Annotated in this window: 27 protein-coding genes and 2 pseudogenes; 17 read left to right on the forward strand and 12 right to left on the reverse strand. The window is 31.9% G+C overall.

The features are described from left to right. Positions 1-185 precede the first annotated feature (185 nt). Entirely contained in the window at positions 186-524 is a 339-nt protein-coding gene (locus NSQ69_RS14170; protein ID WP_002127815.1) for a hypothetical protein, read from the reverse strand. A gap of 485 nt (positions 525-1,009) precedes the next feature. On the opposite strand from NSQ69_RS14170, the gene NSQ69_RS14175 reads away from it, so the two are divergent. From NSQ69_RS14175 to coaW, 8 genes are all read left to right on the forward strand, one after another. Beyond that, the gene (locus tag NSQ69_RS14175; protein ID WP_078179002.1) at positions 1,010-1,162 is read left to right on the forward strand and encodes a YqbF domain-containing protein; all 153 of its coding nucleotides are present in this window, start codon (positions 1,010-1,012) and stop codon (positions 1,160-1,162) included. A 169-nt stretch (positions 1,163-1,331) separates the two neighbouring features. Beyond that, positions 1,332-1,766 carry an exosporium protein ExsC gene (gene exsC, locus NSQ69_RS14180; RefSeq protein ID WP_002127816.1) on the forward strand — a complete coding sequence of 145 codons (435 nt, stop codon included), beginning with the start codon at positions 1,332-1,334 and terminating at the stop codon, positions 1,764-1,766. A 305-nt stretch (positions 1,767-2,071) separates the two neighbouring features. Then, entirely contained in the window at positions 2,072-3,274 is a 1,203-nt protein-coding gene (locus NSQ69_RS14185) for an MFS transporter (RefSeq protein ID WP_002032512.1), read from the forward strand. Positions 3,275-3,439: 165 nt separating this feature from the next. Then, on the forward strand, positions 3,440-3,742 hold the full coding sequence (locus tag NSQ69_RS14190; RefSeq protein WP_000120186.1) for a hypothetical protein: 303 nt from the start codon (positions 3,440-3,442) through the stop codon (positions 3,740-3,742). Positions 3,743-3,921: 179 nt separating this feature from the next. Beyond that, entirely contained in the window at positions 3,922-4,290 is a 369-nt protein-coding gene (locus tag NSQ69_RS14195; protein WP_002127817.1) for a hypothetical protein, read from the forward strand. Positions 4,291-4,466: 176 nt separating this feature from the next. Beyond that, entirely contained in the window at positions 4,467-5,666 is a 1,200-nt protein-coding gene (locus NSQ69_RS14200; RefSeq protein ID WP_002127818.1) for an LL-diaminopimelate aminotransferase, read from the forward strand. Positions 5,667-5,721: 55 nt separating this feature from the next. Beyond that, a complete protein-coding gene (locus NSQ69_RS14205) occupies positions 5,722-6,120 on the forward strand; it encodes a 3-hydroxyacyl-ACP dehydratase FabZ family protein (protein ID WP_002127819.1) in 399 nt (132 codons plus the stop codon). A gap of 27 nt (positions 6,121-6,147) precedes the next feature. Then, entirely contained in the window at positions 6,148-6,969 is an 822-nt protein-coding gene (gene coaW / locus NSQ69_RS14210; protein ID WP_002127820.1) for a type II pantothenate kinase, read from the forward strand. Between the two features lie 15 nt (positions 6,970-6,984). Here the strand turns inward: coaW and NSQ69_RS14215 are convergent. Beyond that, positions 6,985-7,152, reverse strand: a pseudogene (locus NSQ69_RS14215) (2'-5' RNA ligase family protein); the annotation flags it as partial. On the opposite strand from NSQ69_RS14215, the gene NSQ69_RS14220 reads away from it, so the two are divergent. Then, entirely contained in the window at positions 7,127-7,270 is a 144-nt protein-coding gene (locus NSQ69_RS14220; RefSeq protein WP_157354806.1) for a hypothetical protein, read from the forward strand. The pseudogene NSQ69_RS14215 and the gene NSQ69_RS14220 overlap by 26 nt on opposite strands. A gap of 34 nt (positions 7,271-7,304) precedes the next feature. Here NSQ69_RS14220 and NSQ69_RS14225 read toward each other — a convergent pair whose 3' ends face one another. From NSQ69_RS14225 to NSQ69_RS14245, 5 genes are all read right to left on the reverse strand, one after another. Beyond that, on the reverse strand, positions 7,305-7,784 hold the full coding sequence (locus tag NSQ69_RS14225) for a CcdC family protein (RefSeq protein WP_033729220.1): 480 nt from the start codon (positions 7,782-7,784) through the stop codon (positions 7,305-7,307). Between the two features lie 32 nt (positions 7,785-7,816). Beyond that, the gene (locus NSQ69_RS14230; protein WP_033708092.1) at positions 7,817-8,488 is read right to left on the reverse strand and encodes a DUF4052 family protein; all 672 of its coding nucleotides are present in this window, start codon (positions 8,486-8,488) and stop codon (positions 7,817-7,819) included. Then, the gene (locus NSQ69_RS14235) at positions 8,485-9,357 is read right to left on the reverse strand and encodes an ATP-binding cassette domain-containing protein (protein ID WP_002127824.1); all 873 of its coding nucleotides are present in this window, start codon (positions 9,355-9,357) and stop codon (positions 8,485-8,487) included. Before NSQ69_RS14235 ends, NSQ69_RS14230 begins: the two co-directional genes overlap by 4 nt. Then, positions 9,354-9,734: a GntR family transcriptional regulator gene (locus NSQ69_RS14240; protein WP_000805182.1), complete on the reverse strand. Its 381-nt coding sequence runs from the start codon at positions 9,732-9,734 to the stop codon at positions 9,354-9,356. The genes NSQ69_RS14235 and NSQ69_RS14240 overlap by 4 nt, the downstream gene beginning before the upstream one ends. Positions 9,735-9,903: 169 nt before the next feature. After that, positions 9,904-10,497, reverse strand: coding sequence for a DUF4825 domain-containing protein (locus NSQ69_RS14245; RefSeq protein ID WP_341099418.1), 594 nt, complete (start codon positions 10,495-10,497; stop codon positions 9,904-9,906). A 441-nt stretch (positions 10,498-10,938) separates the two neighbouring features. On the opposite strand from NSQ69_RS14245, the gene NSQ69_RS14250 reads away from it, so the two are divergent. From NSQ69_RS14250 to NSQ69_RS14280, 7 genes are read left to right on the forward strand one after another with little or no spacing between them, the layout of a single operon-like run. Then, positions 10,939-11,079 carry a YrzI family small protein gene (locus NSQ69_RS14250; RefSeq protein WP_000156202.1) on the forward strand — a complete coding sequence of 47 codons (141 nt, stop codon included), beginning with the start codon at positions 10,939-10,941 and terminating at the stop codon, positions 11,077-11,079. A gap of 27 nt (positions 11,080-11,106) precedes the next feature. Next, positions 11,107-11,250, forward strand: a complete 144-nt coding sequence (locus NSQ69_RS14255; protein ID WP_000142704.1) for a YrzI family small protein — start codon at positions 11,107-11,109, stop codon at positions 11,248-11,250. A gap of 27 nt (positions 11,251-11,277) precedes the next feature. After that, positions 11,278-11,421, forward strand: a complete 144-nt coding sequence (locus tag NSQ69_RS14260; protein ID WP_000668987.1) for a YrzI family small protein — start codon at positions 11,278-11,280, stop codon at positions 11,419-11,421. A gap of 26 nt (positions 11,422-11,447) precedes the next feature. After that, positions 11,448-11,591, forward strand: coding sequence for a YrzI family small protein (locus NSQ69_RS14265; RefSeq protein ID WP_002127828.1), 144 nt, complete (start codon positions 11,448-11,450; stop codon positions 11,589-11,591). 26 nt (positions 11,592-11,617) lie between these two features. Next, positions 11,618-11,761, forward strand: a complete 144-nt coding sequence (locus NSQ69_RS14270; protein ID WP_002013394.1) for a YrzI family small protein — start codon at positions 11,618-11,620, stop codon at positions 11,759-11,761. Positions 11,762-11,786: 25 nt separating this feature from the next. Then, positions 11,787-11,927, forward strand: coding sequence for a YrzI family small protein (locus NSQ69_RS14275; RefSeq protein WP_000672237.1), 141 nt, complete (start codon positions 11,787-11,789; stop codon positions 11,925-11,927). A 27-nt stretch (positions 11,928-11,954) separates the two neighbouring features. Beyond that, on the forward strand, positions 11,955-12,095 hold the full coding sequence (locus tag NSQ69_RS14280) for a YrzI family small protein (RefSeq protein WP_002065956.1): 141 nt from the start codon (positions 11,955-11,957) through the stop codon (positions 12,093-12,095). A gap of 222 nt (positions 12,096-12,317) precedes the next feature. Here the strand turns inward: NSQ69_RS14280 and NSQ69_RS14285 are convergent, their stop codons facing one another. Next, the gene (locus NSQ69_RS14285) at positions 12,318-13,403 is read right to left on the reverse strand and encodes an AI-2E family transporter (RefSeq protein WP_341099419.1); all 1,086 of its coding nucleotides are present in this window, start codon (positions 13,401-13,403) and stop codon (positions 12,318-12,320) included. Between the two features lie 149 nt (positions 13,404-13,552). On the opposite strand from NSQ69_RS14285, the gene NSQ69_RS14290 reads away from it, so the two are divergent. Further along, entirely contained in the window at positions 13,553-14,374 is an 822-nt protein-coding gene (locus NSQ69_RS14290; protein WP_000189680.1) for an HNH endonuclease, read from the forward strand. 228 nt (positions 14,375-14,602) lie between these two features. Here NSQ69_RS14290 and NSQ69_RS14295 read toward each other — a convergent pair whose 3' ends face one another. From NSQ69_RS14295 to NSQ69_RS14310, 4 genes and pseudogenes are all read right to left on the reverse strand, one after another. After that, positions 14,603-14,695, reverse strand: a complete 93-nt coding sequence (locus NSQ69_RS14295; RefSeq protein ID WP_001289319.1) for a putative holin-like toxin — start codon at positions 14,693-14,695, stop codon at positions 14,603-14,605. 144 nt (positions 14,696-14,839) lie between these two features. Continuing rightward, positions 14,840-14,953, reverse strand: a pseudogene (locus NSQ69_RS14300) (alkanesulfonate monooxygenase); the annotation flags it as partial. Between the two features lie 217 nt (positions 14,954-15,170). Further along, positions 15,171-15,899: a hypothetical protein gene (locus NSQ69_RS14305; protein ID WP_002127829.1), complete on the reverse strand. Its 729-nt coding sequence runs from the start codon at positions 15,897-15,899 to the stop codon at positions 15,171-15,173. Next, the gene (locus tag NSQ69_RS14310; RefSeq protein ID WP_002127831.1) at positions 15,896-16,486 is read right to left on the reverse strand and encodes a TetR/AcrR family transcriptional regulator; all 591 of its coding nucleotides are present in this window, start codon (positions 16,484-16,486) and stop codon (positions 15,896-15,898) included. Before NSQ69_RS14310 ends, NSQ69_RS14305 begins: the two co-directional genes overlap by 4 nt. Positions 16,487-16,683: the final 197 nt, after the last annotated feature.

The following is a 16,683-nucleotide window of genomic DNA, read 5'->3' on the forward strand; positions in this document are numbered from 1 at the left end:
TAATTTATAAGTTCTCTTTATATAATTTCAAATCCTCTTTTAGTTTAGTCTCGTCTCTTGTACTAGAGACCTTCTATCAAAAAAATTTAACTCTTTTATTTTTAAGCACAAAACAAAAAAGGTTATGGGGAATTATCCCACAACCCCACAAAGTATCTCTTAAATTTGAGGATATTCTTACACGTCTAATCCCCCTGTAACTTCACAATAACTTCTACTTCGCTATTAGTAGCCTCTCTTGCATGCAATCCATATTGGTCCATGCCAATCCATATCCACCCAGGACTATCATAAAGAATATCTATGTTGAAATGCTTCAACTTAGTAAGCTCTGACCTAATAAATTTATCCCTACTAGCGATTTCCTTATCAAGCAATCCATATTCTTTCCCATTTTCAAATAGCGCTATCATCTTTCCTGCAAGTGGATGTATACGAACTATAAAGTGATATTCTTTTTCATTTATATTCGCTACAATCGTATTAGAATCAGGTACATCACATCTAGAATTCGGCATATTCATATCGGTCAGCTCCTTTATTGATTTCATTAATATCGTAACAGGTTAATATTTAGATATTATTAATATAATGTAAAAAATATAAAAGCTGACTTCCCTTTAGAAATCAGCTTTTACACATTGTTTATCTTTAAACCTTTTTACAAATTTTATAATGTTTCTTTCTCTTCATCATTTCCGGAAACTAAATCTCCTAAAACATCCACCGTAACTTCAACTACAAATTCACAAATCCCTGCTACAACTTCTCCAATTACTTCCTCCATCTTTCTACCCCCTTGTTTTATGGAACCTATTTGTAGTATAGAAGATACTGGTTAATTTTAACTATCGGTAAAGGTGACAAAAACATTACAGATTTGTAAGCTATTTCAATGTTTTTTTGAATTTATACTTCTCCCCTTTGAAACTTTAAGTATTATTAACAACCAGATAGGTCATCATAATATAAAGTATTTAAGAATCCTAATTTAAAGGAGGCGTGTAAAATATACTACGTAAAACTAATTAAAGGTCAATCTTTCTATGCTTTTGATCAACGATTCTTAGTGTCTCATGAAGAAGAGGTTTCGGAAAAAATTTTTAATTACTTACGCCGGAATGAATTCTTCGAAGTACGTAAAGAAGAATATTCTGCCTAAAGTATGAAAAGCATCAAAAAATGACTCTCATAATTGGGTTTTTTCTTGATGCTTTTATATTATCTCTCTTTATTCAACATTACTCCTCAATTCTATTAACATCTTATAGTATATGTCCAAGCTAATTCATCGTTACTTTCATATTTTAGTATATGAGGAGGTGACGAACATGACTCATATCATTGATTACCAAGCTACTCAACCAATAAATAAAACAGGTGAAACAACTTTTGTAATTCCTCATTCCCCAAACAAAGCAATTCTAGCAAATATTAAATTAAAAATTTCAAGAAGCGATTCACGTAATAATCGAGTAGAATTAATCGCTACAGTTGGAGTTAAAGGTATAACTGATATATCACAAATATTATTTAGAATTTTCCGTGACAACACTGAAATTTTCAACACGCAAGTAGGTATTGAATCTACAGATTCAGAGCAATTCTACGCTCAAACATTTCAAGCTATTGATAAAGATGTAAGCTGCGGGACTCACGAATATTCATTAACTGTGGAAAATCTAACAAATGCTGCAAGTGCAGACGTTGTTGGCCCTCTATCTTTTAGTGGTTTAGCTATTGGACAAGATCATAAGTGTTGCTAAAGGAATCTATTGTTTGATGTTGCATTTGAGAAAAGTGAGACGTAGTAACTACGTTCTCACTTTTTTATTTTCTCTATGTTTTTCTTTATTTTCAATTTGTATTTAATCAAGAGTTTTTCACATTTTGAATTACTTATTTCATCATATAATTAATCAAATTTTCAACAAATCAAAAAGATTGAAATTCACTAATGAAACACGTAATATAGACTCTGACTCTAAAAAAAGCGCGTTAAAAAATAATGAATAAATTAGGAGGTTTTATATACGAGTTGTTAATTTTAAAAGACTGAGAGGTTTAAATTATGTGGCGTAATAAAAATGTTTGGATCGTATTAATTGGGGAGTTTATTGCTGGTCTAGGGTTATGGCTTGGTATTCTTGGTAATCTTGAATTTATGCAAAAATACGTCCCTTCTGATTTTATGAAATCCGTTATATTATTTATCGGACTGTTAGCTGGTGTTCTAGTCGGTCCAATGGCTGGGCGTGTCATTGATCAATATGAAAAAAAGAAAGTTCTTCTTTACGCTGGATTTGGTCGTGTTATTAGTGTTATTTTCATGTTTTTCGCTATTCAATATGAAAGTATCGCTTTCATGATTGCATTTATGATTGCACTTCAAATTTCCGCGGCATTTTATTTCCCTGCATTACAATCTGTAATTCCACTCATCGTTAATGAACATGAGCTATTACAAATGAACGGTGTACATATGAATATCGGTACAATCGCTCGTATTGCAGGTACTTCTCTAGGTGGCATTCTTTTAGTTGTAATGAGTTTACAGTATATGTATGCCTTCTCAATGGCAGCATACGCTTTATTATTCCTCTCAACTTTCTTCCTACAATTTGAAGATAAAAAATCCGCTACATCAAGTAAACAATCAGCTAAAGATAATAGTTTTATGGAAGTATTTCGTATTTTAAAAGGAATTCCTATTGCTTTTACAGCACTTATATTAAGTATTATCCCTCTATTATTTATAGCTGGATTCAATTTAATGGTTATTAACATTAGCGAAATGCAACATGACCCAACGATTAAAGGATTCATATATACAATTGAAGGTGTAGCATTTATGTTAGGTGCCTTCGTTATTAAACGTTTATCTGATCATTTCAAACCTGAAAAGTTACTATACTTCTTCGCAATTTGTACCGCTTTTGCACACCTTTCGTTGTTCTTTAGCGATATTAAATGGATGGCACTTGCCTCATTTGGTTTGTTTGGATTTAGTGTAGGCTGCTTCTTCCCTATTATGTCGACAATTTTCCAAACGAAAGTCGAAAAAAGCTATCACGGACGTCTCTTCTCATTCCGTAATATGTTTGAAAGAGTTATGTTCCAAATTGTCTTACTTGGAACTGGCTTCTTCTTAGATACGATTGGGTTACAATATATGGTTCTCATCTTCGGAGTTATTTCGTTGTTGATTATTTTTATTTCCTTATCTAAGCAGAAACAATTTAAAAAACAAACGTCACAATCTGCGAATATATAAAACTAATACTTCTTAAGAATGGATCCCGTATTTTACTGGGTCCATTCTTTTTGAATTTCAAGGATTAAAATCTATTTTCTTTATGTAGTTCAAATATTTAAAGGAGTATCCCCTACTACTTTCGAATAAAATAAATTATAGATTTTTCAAAAAGGAGCTGTGGAAATGTCTTATGGCATCCAATTATTAATTATCCTTCTTTTTTCATTGGTCATGTTTGGCGTCCTTAATTTTTTAGCCATTTCCTTATCTCAAAATAACTTTAAAAGAAGGATTGTTGCAGGTTTCCTATTTTTATTGTTAACTCCCATTATCTTTTTGACTACTACAGCACTCACATCTATATTCGATAAAGGTGGTTTGGGAGTAGCTAACCTAGTCTTCGTTATTTTAAATGTATATATTGTAAATGGAATTGTCATTCTTCTTTCCGCTTCATTTATCCTCAAAAAACATAACATAAGATAGAGTACTAGGCATGAATCTAGCATTACACTAGATTCATGCCTTTTCATTTTAAAAATCTCACCTTTCTCCAAATTTTTATGTGAAATTTAAAAATTCTTTATGAAAATTTAAACTTTATTTTTTACAATATTCCTATCGTATTCGCACGTTTATAAAAACGAATAAGAAAGGAGTACACAATGAAAAAGTTTCTATTTATTTTCCCTATATTAATCGTTCTACTTAGTGGATGTAGCAATAATGATATATACGGCTCTTGGGAAGTCATTGATAATAAAAAAGGTGAATGCCCTGTATATTATAAATTTGAAACAGTTGTGAAAGAAGAAAAGAAAGAAAAGGTTGTTCACAATTTAGTGGAAATGCAAACAACAAATAAAAAAGAGGATTTATTTAAAGGATCGTTTGTTAAAAATTCTAACGTGTATCGTATTGATTATGGTAACTCGTTTACATCGGATCAATCTTTAAAAGTTGTCGATAATGAATTAAATGTATACTTTTTTACAACTGAAAACACATGTACATATAAAAAAACAAACAATTAATCTTCATTTATAACGTAGAAAATATTTTCTACGTTATTTTTATATTTCCCCTTATTATCCTCCCTCTAAATTTGTCAATCGTTTTAATTTTCATAAAAAAATGATAAAATGTAAACATGTGTTTTCAGAATAATTAAAAATACAGAAAGAAAACACTGTTTTTAGGAGGGGTTTTGATGACTTACACTTTAGCAACTAGAATGAAAGCATTCCAATCTTCTATATTTAGTGAATTAGGGGCCTATAAAAAAGAGAAAATTGCAGCAGGTCATAAAATGATCGATTTAAGTATCGGGAATCCTGATATGCCTCCTGCTGATTTTGTGAGAGAAGAAATGGTACATACAGCAAGTGCAAAAGAAAGTTACGGATATACATTATCTGGTATTCAAGAATTTCACGAAGCTGTAACTGAATATTACAACAACACTCATAACGTTATATTAAATGCTGAAAAAGAAGTTTTATTATTAATGGGTTCACAAGACGGACTCGTTCATTTACCTATGGTTTTTGCAAATCCGGGAGATATAATACTAGTTCCTGATCCAGGATATACAGCTTATGAAACAGGAATTCAAATGGCCGGTGCAACATCTTACTACATGCCATTAAAAAAAGAAAATGATTTCTTACCTAACTTAGAAGTTATCCCTGAAGAAATCGCCAATAAAGCAAAGATGATGATTTTGAACTTCCCAGGAAATCCAGTTCCAGCAATGGCACATGAAGATTTCTTTAAAGATGTAATCGCATTCGCGAAAAAACATAATATTATCGTTGTCCATGATTTTGCTTATGCTGAATTTTATTTTGATGGTCAAAAGCCAATTAGCTTCTTATCTGTACCTGGTGCAAAAGAAGTTGGCGTTGAAATTAATTCTTTATCTAAAAGTTATAGTTTAGCTGGTAGCCGTATTGGTTATATGATTGGTAACGAAGAAATTGTCAGCGCGCTTACGCAATTTAAGTCTAATACAGATTACGGTGTGTTTTTACCAATTCAAAAAGCTGCATCCGCTGCATTACGACACGGCGCTGCATTTTGTGAAAAAAACCGTGGAATTTACCAAGAACGTAGAGATACTTTAGTGGACGGATTCCGCAAATTCGGTTGGAATGTCAATAAACCAGCTGGAAGTATGTTCGTTTGGGCTGAAATTCCGAAAGGATGGACTTCGCTAGAGTTCGCTTATGCACTTATGGATCGTGCAAATGTCGTTGTCACACCAGGCCATGCATTTGGTCCTCATGGCGAAGGTTTTGTACGTATTGCACTTGTTCAAGATAAAGTAGTATTACAAGAAGCAGTTGAAAACATTAAAAATAGCGGTATTTTCTCTATTGAAAAAATAGAAGAATTAGTTAAGAATTAATAATAACTCCCCTGCTTAACTTTAGCAGGGGTATTATTATTCCTGGAGGTACGATATGAATATTAAAGATACTCTTCCCCATCGCTATCCATTTTTAATGATTGATAAAATTACAAACGTTAAAGAATCTCAATCAGCTACAGGATACAAACTGATCACAAATAACGAGTGGTTTATTAATGAAAATCAAAACTATATGCCTCATATGCTAATTGTAGAAGCACTGGCTCAACTTAGTGCTTTTGTAAGTACAGGTGAATCTGAAGGACTTGGTTTCCTCTCCTCTTTAGATGGGGTGGAATTTCATGAAAATGCGTATCCCGGTGATAAACTTGACTTACATTATGAATTAACACGTAACAGACGAGGTTTTGTTCTTGGGAAAGGAATTGCCTCTGTAAACGGTCAATCAATCGTTACCATTGAAAAGCTATTAATATATCAAGCTGATTAAACAGATTACATAGTAAGGGGTAGGGAAATGCGGAATGTTGTTGGTATTGATGCTGGGGGAACATTAACAAAAATTGCTTACTTTAACGAAATGAACAAATTAGTTTTTGAAAAATTTTATTCATATGAACATGAAAGAATTAAAGAATGGCTTCATAATAATAATTCAATTACACAATTATGCATTACAGGTGGTAAAGCTACACAGTTAGAACAACTCCTTTCAAGTTCATATAAAATAGTAGAATTAAACGAGTTTGAAGCTACTTTAGCAGGAGTACGATACATACTAAAAGAAGAAAAACGTGCTATAAACAGCTTTGTATTAACAAATATCGGTACAGGTACTTCCATTCACTATGTTCACGACAAGCAATATGTTCGCGCTGGTGGAACTGGAGTTGGCGGTGGTACTATTATGGGTCTTTCAAAACTATTAACAAATATAGATCATTTTGAAGACGTGATTCCGCTTACGAAAATTGGTTCAAGAAACAGTCTAGATATTACAGTTGGAGATATTTATGGCGGGATTCTCTCCCCTCTTGATAATAACTTAACTGCTAGCAATTTCGGAAAAGCGACCATTACAGACTCAAATTATAGTAGTTCAGATATACTAGCTACCGTTCAAGGACTTGTCGGTGAAGTCGTCACAGCATTAAGTCTTCAATTCGCCGAAGCAAAAAATATTGACCATATCATTTACATCGGTTCTACTCTATGTAATAACGTACATCTTCAAAATATTATTAGTAGCTATACAGAATATCAAAACAAAATACCAGTCTTTTTACAAGACGGCGGTTATAGTGGTGCAATTGGTGCTTTACTTCATAGTTCGAAATAAAAAAGCTGACTTTTGTCAGATTTTTTGCAATGGTACTTCAAATTCAATAATTGATTCTCCATTCTCACCAATTCGTTCCACACTAATTCTATCAATTACACAATTTAACTTCTCATGAAAACTAGGAATATCCTTCGCTATTTCAGTTGCTAACTCTGTGCTATGTTTTCTCCCAACTGTTACAGGAGCGACACCTCAAACAGAGCAATTTAAACGTGCAGTAAATGCTCGTATGAGGGCATTTGAAATAGGTTCTGTTAAAGATGTTTCGAAACTTGTATTACAAGCAAATAGCCCATAAAAATAAAAACTTCTCAAATGAGAAGTTTTTATTTTTATATCACATGATTACTATTCCCGCGCCAAACTTTCCTGAATTTTATATAACAAGCAATTCTCCACGGAATAATATAAGACACCGCAACGACGTAAAATAATAAACCAATTATTTGCGGATCTAAGCCAACGATATATTGTCTTGAACTATATCTTAAAATAACAATTCCGATAAAAGTAATTAAAAAGGCAGCACTTTTTTTCGTATAAATGTTTCCGTCTTCTCTTCGCTCATAGTTTGTTAGAAATATAAGTGGGATTGCGAAAATCACCCCAATGGATGCTGCTATAGTCACTTGTAATATAGCTGGATGTACTGGACCAAAAAACAATAAAATACCCGGTGTTAAAAATAGTAATGGCCACAAAATACGTTTTCCCGTTCCCTTTATCGGCTTATACATAGAACGATATCGTCGCCAAAAAATTAGCAGTGCCACGCATAAAAAGACGGTTATTAGTGAAGAAGTATCTCCCATACAGTCTTCCTTCTCTCTTAAAGTATTTGTGCTTAAATCGTATCCTCAAAAGAAACTTTACGAATAAATAGAGCGCTAATTATAAAGTATATTAAAATAAGTACTATCGAAATTGATATAAAATTAGGTATATCAATTAACGATTTACTATCAATAAATACCAATTCTTTCAAACCTACCTTACCATAAATTGTACTCGTCAACCCCAAGAAAAAAATCACACTAAAAGCAAAGCCTATCCAATTAAATCTTTTCTGAAAAATAGTTGTTAATTGAAATAAGCTAGCTAATAATAGATAGAACACGAACTGTGCAAAGAATTGTTCGATTGTATGTGCTCCTAAATTTATATGTTTCGTTTCATAAAATGTACCTTGTAAAAGCAAAACTTGTAGAAATGAAAAAATTACTGATTGTAATATGATAAAACATACTGAACCAATAAAGAATTGTAATCTAGTAACGCCAAATGAGACAACTGTACGAAATATGTCATCTTGAACAAGAAAAACACTTGCCACAATAAATATTGCAATTGCAATAGATGAATTATTGAAGATATCATGTAAAAATGCTACCTTTAGTCCCTTTATATCAGTTGCAGTTGTTGTCCATTTTATAAGTAATGCCACACACCAAAAGATAAGAATAGCCTTATAATGAAATTTCATATGTAACTTTAATTGTTTTAAAAGCATTTTCATTTCACCTCATTATCTGTTAGATAAATAAATAGTTTTTGCAGTGTTACTCTGTCTATTTCTAACCCTTCAGTTTCTATTAGCTCATAATCTCTAGCAGAAAGATCTCCCCATATCGCAGAAATCTCTTTATTCCCATACAACTCTTGTTTTACAACATTTTTCCCCATTAAAAAATTTGTCACTTTATCTTTATGTCCTGATATTATGTGTCCTTTTTCTAAAAAATCTTCCACAGAGGATTGAACAGCTAATGATCCTTCTTTTAATATGATTACATTTTCTATAACATGGGACACTTCCTCAACTAAATGTGTTGATAAGATGATTGTTCGTGGATATTCACTATAATCTTCCAATAATAATTCGTAAAACAACTCTCGATGTGCTGCATCTAAACCGGTAGTCGGCTCATCAAAAATAGTAATTGGTGCTCTACTAGCTAAACCTTTAATAATACCAACAATTGTTTGCATACCATGGGATAAATCATAATATTTTTCTTTTGCATTCAATTGAAATTTTTTAATAAGTTCCTCAGCATATTCTTGATCCCAATTTTCATAAAACATGTTACACAAATAAAAAACATCTTTTACCTTACTACTTAAATTAATGTTTTCTTTCACCTTTACGAAACAAATATTTCGCATCGCTTTACTATTTTCAAATACATTTTCACCAAATACAGATACGCTTCCACTACTTGAAATAATCTGACCTGCGAGTATGTTTAATAAAGTTGTTTTCCCCGCTCCGTTTCTTCCAAGCAAACCATATATTTTATGCTCTTCCAATGAAATAGTTACTTCGTTAACAGCTAATTTCTTTTTATATTTTTTAGACAAGTTTTTCGTTTCAAGTGCAATCATCCCTCTTTCCCCTCCTTCGTAATTTTGTGTATCATGTCCATCAATTCGTCTTTTGATATTTCTAGTACTTTTGCTTCTTCCCACACTTTAGGTAAATACTCGGTCATAAAAGTATTTTGTCTTTTTTTTAGTACGACTTCTTTTGCTCCCTTTGTAACAAACATCCCGATCCCTCTCTTTTTATATAAAATCCCCTCATCTACTAGTAGATTTACTCCTTTTGCAGCTGTAGCCGGATTAATTTGTAACATCTTCGCAAATTGATTTGTCGACGGAACTTGTTCTTCTTCAAGTAATATGTCTTTTAAAATATCAGATTCAATTGTTTCTGCAATTTGTATGTATATTAACTTATTTTGTTCTAGAGTAGGTTTCACGATTTCACCACCTTAGGTTCATAGGTTCATTACTTATGTAATTAACCATAGCACAACGTTATATTTTTTTCCGTAATTTTCATCAAAAAAAGAATCATTCAATACTGAATGACTCCCTTAAAAAAATGTCCGTATTTTCAATCATAAAATAACCACATCTTCCTCCATATCACTTAGATTTCCGCACAGGATGTTCATTAAAAAATTGCTTTCGAAAATCTTTATTATTAACTAGCTTTTCTATTTTTTCTTGATTACCGTAAAAGAAATTCATTACGATTCCCTTATTCCATATAAGATCATCCTTTGGCAAATCATTAAATTCTTTATACAGTATGGGTAAAAGTTCTTCTCTTTTTAATGCAAAACTTTGATTTTCAATCTGAAACTCATACCCTTTCGCATTCGGTACTAAAACTGCAAGATAAATAGCATTAAAGAGAAAGTTCTTTTTCATCGTATCCTTTTCGTCAAACCAATACGTCTCAATGATATCTTCTGTTAAGTTACCGTTCTTTTTCTCACCGTATTTCACCGCGATCTTCTCATTTTTCAAATTTATACTTTGAACTGTTTCACCACCAGGTAAGTTTGTAACAATCGCAAACACATCGGAATTATTTCCAACGTGTGTCCCCATATATTTTTTAAAAGCCCCAGGTTCAATATGTGATATTTCTTTTATTTGCTCCCCATTAGAACAAGCAGTAACAACTAATAAAATTGTTAGCATAACACCTGCTATTCTATTCATATACTTCATTAGACACCCCCACGTTCTATTTATTATCCAATCCATACAATGTATCCTTTAAAAAGCCCTTTTAAATATACGCATTTTAATCAAAATTAAAAATTTTCACTTTTTACGTTTACAATTATCCATTAATTGTATATAATTACTAACGTAAGAAAAATATTCTAAAAGGAGGTCGAAGGAAATGATGAAATTACAATTACATGCTTTAACTTTAGCGTTAACTGCACCTGTGTTTTTCGGACAATTAAATATGAATTCGACCACCCTAACGGAGAATTGAAAATCGTACTTTATTTCTATTAATTCATAAATTCGCCACAGGAGGTCGTATACTTTCCTGTGGCTTTTTCACGCCCAGCCATAGGAAAACGATATCTTCCTGTGGCTTTTTCGTGCGATTTTTTAGTCTCATACATTATTTTTTAAAGAAAGGAGCAACATTCGATGACTATTAGCGTATTGTTTTTAAGTATTACGATTCAAAGAAATACACTTTCCAAAGCTGAAATTCTTCATAATGAGCAAATTACAAAAGCTATGAATGATGTTAAGGAGCGCCAAGTGCTTTATTGCGATCACCTGTAATTCCTTTTCGAAAGGAGGAATTCGTCCATGACTTTTCATATTTTCTTTTTTACGACAGCACTTCAGAAAAAAACGTTATCTGAAGCTGAAATCTTTCGTAAACAACAATTAAAACAAACTATGGATAAAATAACGGACATTAAAAGTTCGTATTATACACAAATGTATTAAAATTTTTTTTAAAGGGGCAATATCCTAATGAAATTCAAAGCTTTCTTTTTAACTATCACCATTCAAAAACGTAAATCTTCAAAAGCTGAAATCTTACGTGAACAACAAATTAAAATTATTATGGACGAAGTAAAAGAGCGTCAGTCCTCTTATTACAATCGCCTTTACTAAATAAATTATAAAGGGGTAATTTCCTAATGAAATTTAAGGCTTTCTTTTTAACGATTACCATTCAAAAACACAAACTTTCAAAAGATGAAATTTCTCGTGAACAACAAATAAAAAACATTATGGATGATGTGAAAGCGCGCCAGTCCTCTTATTACAATCGTCTTTACTAAATAAATTATAAAGGGGTAATTTCCTAATGAAATTTAAAGCTTTCTTTTTAACGATTACCATTCAAAAGCGTAAACTTTCAAAAGATGAAATTTCTCGTGAACAACAAATTAAAAATATTATGGATGATGTGAAAGAGCGTCAGTCCTCTTATTACAATCGTCTTTACTAAATAAATTATAAAGGGGTAATATCCAATGAAATTCAGAGTATTATTTTTAACAATTACCATTCAAAAAAACAAACTGTCTGAGTCTGATATGCTTCATGACCGACAAATTGAGCAGGCTATGTACAACGTAAAAGAACGACAAAGTCATTATTGTAGTCACCTGTAATTCCTATTCGAAAGGAGGAATTCATGTATGAAGTTTCACCTTTTCTTTTTAACCATTACGATTCAAAAAGAAACTATATCTGCAAATGAAGTAAAACAAGAGGAACAGTATAAAAAGATTATAGATGAAATTCGTGATCGTAGAAGCAAGTACTACACTCACCTATAATTGTTTGAACTTATATTAGAAATGAAAGGAGTCGATTATGATGTTAATAACGCGGTGTAAAGAAATGATTTGGATAGTTCAGAGGGATTCCACATAGTTCATTTAACAAAAATTCACCGCCTGATTTGATGTGTAAAAAATATACAATAATAAGTATTTCATACACTAAAAAATAAAAGATACACCCCTTTTTATTAAGCGGTGTATCTTTCTCAACATATTCTATTTCCGTTTACTTCGTTTCGTCTTAAACAATCTCACTAAGTTCGAAACAACTGTTTTTGTTACCGCATAAGCTGGTACTGCTAAAATCATTCCGATAATTCCCGCGAAATTACCTACCCCTAAAATAAGGATGATAATTGTCAACGGATGGATATTTAATTTTGAACTCATAATACGCGGTGAAATGATGTTACTTTCAAACTGTTGTACGATTGTTACTATAATAATTACGTACAGAGCTTGCATCGGAGATACGAACAGACCTATAATGACAGCTGGTGCTGCTCCGATAAATGGACCTAAGTTCGGAATTATATTTGTAAATGCTGCAATAATTCCTAAAACGAAAGCATACGGTAAACCGATGATTAAATAACCAGTAAATGTAAAGGCACCAATAAACATACAAACGAGCGCTTGACCTTGAATATATGCAGATAATGTTTCGTTCGTTTCCTTTATGATACGAAGTCCTTCTTCACGGTAAGAATCTGGTAATACACTAACAGCTTTTCCTGGAAATGCATGTCCATCTTTAAACATATAAAATAAAATGAACGGTACTGTAAAGATAACTAACGCCACGTTCGTGATAATACCAAATAAAGCCGTTGCACTCGACGTAAGTGTGTTTGGTATTTCCTTTAAGTATTCAATTGCATTTTTCTCAATTGTCTCAATGGAAACGTAGTTTTGTGTAGATAGCCATTCAAATAATCTATGATGGGATAGATCTTGTATGTATACTTTTCCCTCTTTTATGTAAGTCGGCATATTTTTTACTAAATCCATTAACTGTTGTGAGATGGTTGGAACAACTACTCCAATAGCAACTCCAGTTAATGTGATGATAAAAAGATACAGTAGTAAAATCGCTAAACCTCTAGGTACTTTTTTATTCTCCAAAAAGACTAACAATGGGTTAAATATGAAGTATAAAAATAACGCGATTAAAATTGGGAAAAATAATGTTGATATGAAGATACCAATCGGTTGAAATAGAAACGATATTTTTGTGCAAATAAATATAATTCCTACAACCATCAGCACTTCTAATGTCCAAAAGTGCACTTTCGATTTCAAAAAAACGTCCTCCTTTAAACTAGCACTTCTCTTCATTGTACCAAATTAAACTTAGATTTCACATAATATTTTCCTTTACAATATTCCAAAATCCCATTAAATACACTACAATGAGATTACAGACAAATTTGCAGGTAAAGGTGATAAATATGACACAATGCATCATTTGCAGAAAAGATACGAAAGAACTTAGTGAACAATATGTCATTCCAGAGATATTATGTGGATATTATTTCATAAATTCAATTTGTGATTCATGTCATGAACATATGACAACAAATATTGATCGTCCTTTAATTAGACATAAATTAAGTCAATATAAGATTGAGCAAATGAAAAAACAAATCGATTCCCCTCTCTATACGAATGAACATGGTGAGGAGCTAGCAGCCGCTGAGACAGATGTAGTCGAAGTAAGTGATGAGATACTTTATTCCAATGCATTAATTATGAAACTATGTAAAAAGCACGATATTTCATTACATAATGAAATTTGGAAAGAAGAGCGCGTAACAAAAGTAGCTAGTTCTATTCAACGTGAATTGCTTTTAGATAACCGTAAATATAAAATGAGTGTATTAAAAATGGCTTATACTTTTGCTGTACAAACAATTGATGGCTACTTTGACGATCCAGATGCGATTGATATTTCTACCATTCTATTAAATGCCGATTTCATGGAATTAAAGGAAAAGAGTATCGTTCGTGACTTAAGCAAAAGCTCTTTATGGAATACATTAAATACAACGAGCGAAAACCATTACTTTATTTTACTTAGTGATAAAGACGGTCTATTCTGCTTCATTCGCCTATTTGATATTTTTGATGTTGTTGTTCATTTATCAGAAAAAAGATACAATCTTCCATCACCAATTGTCGGCGTAAATAATGTAGACAAAAAAGGATTTTTTGTGGAAAGTTTAAAACAGTATATGGATGGGCTATTTAAAGAAACTACACGTTCTATTTAATCCATATAGGAACATACGGTCTCCTTTCTTCATGAAAAGACACTGTGTTATAATGAGTGTGAAAAGAACAATACAATCACATAAAACAATTAAAACCTGTATATAAATAAAAAAGACTAGTGTGCGGCTACACACTAGTCCACGTAACTTAGCAGATTGGATTGTTCATTTATCCTATTTGTTTCGTACAAACACAACAACCCACTTTCTATAGGCATAGGTGGGTTGTTATTTTTTGAGCTTGTCAATTAAGACGACAATAAACGTTAACAATGCAACGAGAAACAGTCCACCTTGCAGCAGCAACGCAATTTCACTCACGAATTATCACCCCCCTCCTACTTTGGAGAAGTGATAATTGAACAACCAACCGTACCATAAGTTACCTCTTAATTTTATCATATTTATTAATTGTTTACGATGAAAACCCGCAAGCTTAAAAACTTGCGAGTTTTTTATTTCTCACTATTTTTTTAAAGCATATGCATCAGCTATCATTTCACCAACGATTTTATTTTCTTGTTGCTTCTCGTCTTTTAATAAAGGGAATAACAGTTCTGCCACTTCTTCCCCCTCCTTGAACTGATTCATATAAATGAATGGATTCGGTTTTTCCAATCAGCGATACGTTATAGAATTAACTACATATTATAAAAACATTTCCTATAAGTTAACTAGTCTTTATTTAAAGACACATATGATTCGTTTGAACATCGTTACTGTTTGTTTGAAATACAGTTCGATTTATATTCATAAAAATTGTATATTTCTTTATTTGAAAGGTATTTTTCACTTACTATTTTTTATGGTCCTTAATCCGCTGTAACCAATAAGAAAACTCACATGCTAAATGCATTTGATGTGATTTAATAAGACTATTAGGACAAAGTGCTGGGAACTCAACAACTAGACTTACTTCTATCCCAGTATCAATATCTTTAAATTGATGCCGAACTCCACCAATAATAGTACCATCTTTCATACGTGCAACACCTGTTGATTGGTATTGGTAAGACTTATCTCTAGGTGTTTTCAATCCCGTTTCGTCACCAAAAACAATGAAAAATTGAACTGGGAACGGAGAATTACCTGTAGTTTCGATAACCTCTAATTCATTTTCCCCAAAGGGGCTTAGTACATAGTGATCAGGACAAGCCGATAAATTCACTTGATTATTTTCACGTGATTGTTCAAGCATAAAACTATCAATTCCATTTATAGCTTCTTCTGCTGTAATCCCATCTAAATAGATGCTTGTTTTTGAAAATTTTCGTCTATCACCAGATAAAACAGTACAGATACGCATACCTATTCCACTTAATCTAAGTTTTGATTTCAGTTTATCATACATTTCATTATATGAATATTTCAACTTTACTTCCGTTAGCTTTTTTATCATGACGTCTGTATCATTTATTTCAGGCCCTTTATGTCCTAATGTATTTAATGCTTTTTTAATACGTTCTCTTTTCCATTTTGTAAGTTGCTCTTGCGAAATATTGTTTCCATCGATAATAATCTTCATATACATTCACCTTCTTTTTGATCGTATCGTAGTGTAGTTAATACTAAATTAACCATTTCTTGCTTCGTATCTAGATTCAACTTTACTTCTGAATGAGCAATACTGCTAAGACCGTATAAAATAAATCCAGAAGCTAATGAGGAGTTGTCAGTATAAAAAATCCCCGTTTTCACTCCTTCTTCAATTACTTGTCGAATTAATGGTTGAATTCGTGTGAATAATTTCTGTTCCAGTTGAAAATGTTGTTCCGTCTGAAACGAACTCACATTTTTATAGGGTGCTAATTTTTCAATAAATGTCCAAAATATATCTAGAGAATCTTTCATCTTCTGCATTACAGACCGTTCATTTGAAATAAGTATTTCTTCAATTAACTCCATATTTTTCACAATGAAGCTATTTAAAGTCTCATCAACAAAATCTTCTTTAGATTTAAAGTAATAGTAAAACAACCCTGTTGCTACACCAGCCCGACTAACAACATCTTTTATGCTAAATCCTCCCATACCATTTTTCATATATAGTTCAAAACCAATATCCATTAACTCTTGGCGTCTTATATCGGGTTCTTTTGATATTCTTTTCATACGTCATCTCCTACTATGTTTTTTACCACGACTGAATCTGATTCAATCATAAACGACTGAACTCGATTCAGTCAATCTTATTTGATAAATTTAAAAATCAATTTAGAAACTAAGCAACAAAATTCCTACAAAAAAAGAGTAATCCCAAGAAATATGCTTCTAACCTTAGATTTATCAAAAAAGTTAGATCATATAAC

Source organism: Bacillus sp. FSL R10-2201 (assembly GCF_038008665.1).
GTDB lineage: Bacteria > Bacillota > Bacilli > Bacillales > Bacillaceae_G > Bacillus_A > Bacillus_A mycoides.

Coding starts and splice junctions, on each gene's coding strand:
- NSQ69_RS14195 (WP_002127817.1), top strand. CDS start 3,922: ATGAAAAAGTTTCTATTTATTTTCCCTATATTAATCGTTCTACTTAGT.
- NSQ69_RS14200 (WP_002127818.1), top strand. CDS start 4,467: ATGACTTACACTTTAGCAACTAGAATGAAAGCATTCCAATCTTCTATA.
- NSQ69_RS14305 (WP_002127829.1), bottom strand. CDS start 15,899: ATGAAGATTATTATCGATGGAAACAATATTTCGCAAGAGCAACTTACA.
- NSQ69_RS14170 (WP_002127815.1), bottom strand. CDS start 524: ATGAATATGCCGAATTCTAGATGTGATGTACCTGATTCTAATACGATT.
- NSQ69_RS14230 (WP_033708092.1), bottom strand. CDS start 8,488: ATGAAAATGCTTTTAAAACAATTAAAGTTACATATGAAATTTCATTAT.
- exsC (WP_002127816.1), top strand. CDS start 1,332: ATGACTCATATCATTGATTACCAAGCTACTCAACCAATAAATAAAACA.
- NSQ69_RS14255 (WP_000142704.1), top strand. CDS start 11,107: ATGACTTTTCATATTTTCTTTTTTACGACAGCACTTCAGAAAAAAACG.
- NSQ69_RS14290 (WP_000189680.1), top strand. CDS start 13,553: ATGACACAATGCATCATTTGCAGAAAAGATACGAAAGAACTTAGTGAA.
- NSQ69_RS14245 (WP_341099418.1), bottom strand. CDS start 10,497: ATGAAGTATATGAATAGAATAGCAGGTGTTATGCTAACAATTTTATTA.
- NSQ69_RS14205 (WP_002127819.1), top strand. CDS start 5,722: ATGAATATTAAAGATACTCTTCCCCATCGCTATCCATTTTTAATGATT.
- NSQ69_RS14310 (WP_002127831.1), bottom strand. CDS start 16,486: ATGAAAAGAATATCAAAAGAACCCGATATAAGACGCCAAGAGTTAATG.
- NSQ69_RS14185 (WP_002032512.1), top strand. CDS start 2,072: ATGTGGCGTAATAAAAATGTTTGGATCGTATTAATTGGGGAGTTTATT.
- NSQ69_RS14190 (WP_000120186.1), top strand. CDS start 3,440: ATGTCTTATGGCATCCAATTATTAATTATCCTTCTTTTTTCATTGGTC.
- NSQ69_RS14275 (WP_000672237.1), top strand. CDS start 11,787: ATGAAATTCAGAGTATTATTTTTAACAATTACCATTCAAAAAAACAAA.
- NSQ69_RS14280 (WP_002065956.1), top strand. CDS start 11,955: ATGAAGTTTCACCTTTTCTTTTTAACCATTACGATTCAAAAAGAAACT.
- NSQ69_RS14225 (WP_033729220.1), bottom strand. CDS start 7,784: ATGGGAGATACTTCTTCACTAATAACCGTCTTTTTATGCGTGGCACTG.
- NSQ69_RS14270 (WP_002013394.1), top strand. CDS start 11,618: ATGAAATTTAAAGCTTTCTTTTTAACGATTACCATTCAAAAGCGTAAA.
- NSQ69_RS14265 (WP_002127828.1), top strand. CDS start 11,448: ATGAAATTTAAGGCTTTCTTTTTAACGATTACCATTCAAAAACACAAA.
- NSQ69_RS14250 (WP_000156202.1), top strand. CDS start 10,939: ATGACTATTAGCGTATTGTTTTTAAGTATTACGATTCAAAGAAATACA.
- NSQ69_RS14260 (WP_000668987.1), top strand. CDS start 11,278: ATGAAATTCAAAGCTTTCTTTTTAACTATCACCATTCAAAAACGTAAA.
- NSQ69_RS14235 (WP_002127824.1), bottom strand. CDS start 9,357: ATGATTGCACTTGAAACGAAAAACTTGTCTAAAAAATATAAAAAGAAA.
- coaW (WP_002127820.1), top strand. CDS start 6,148: ATGCGGAATGTTGTTGGTATTGATGCTGGGGGAACATTAACAAAAATT.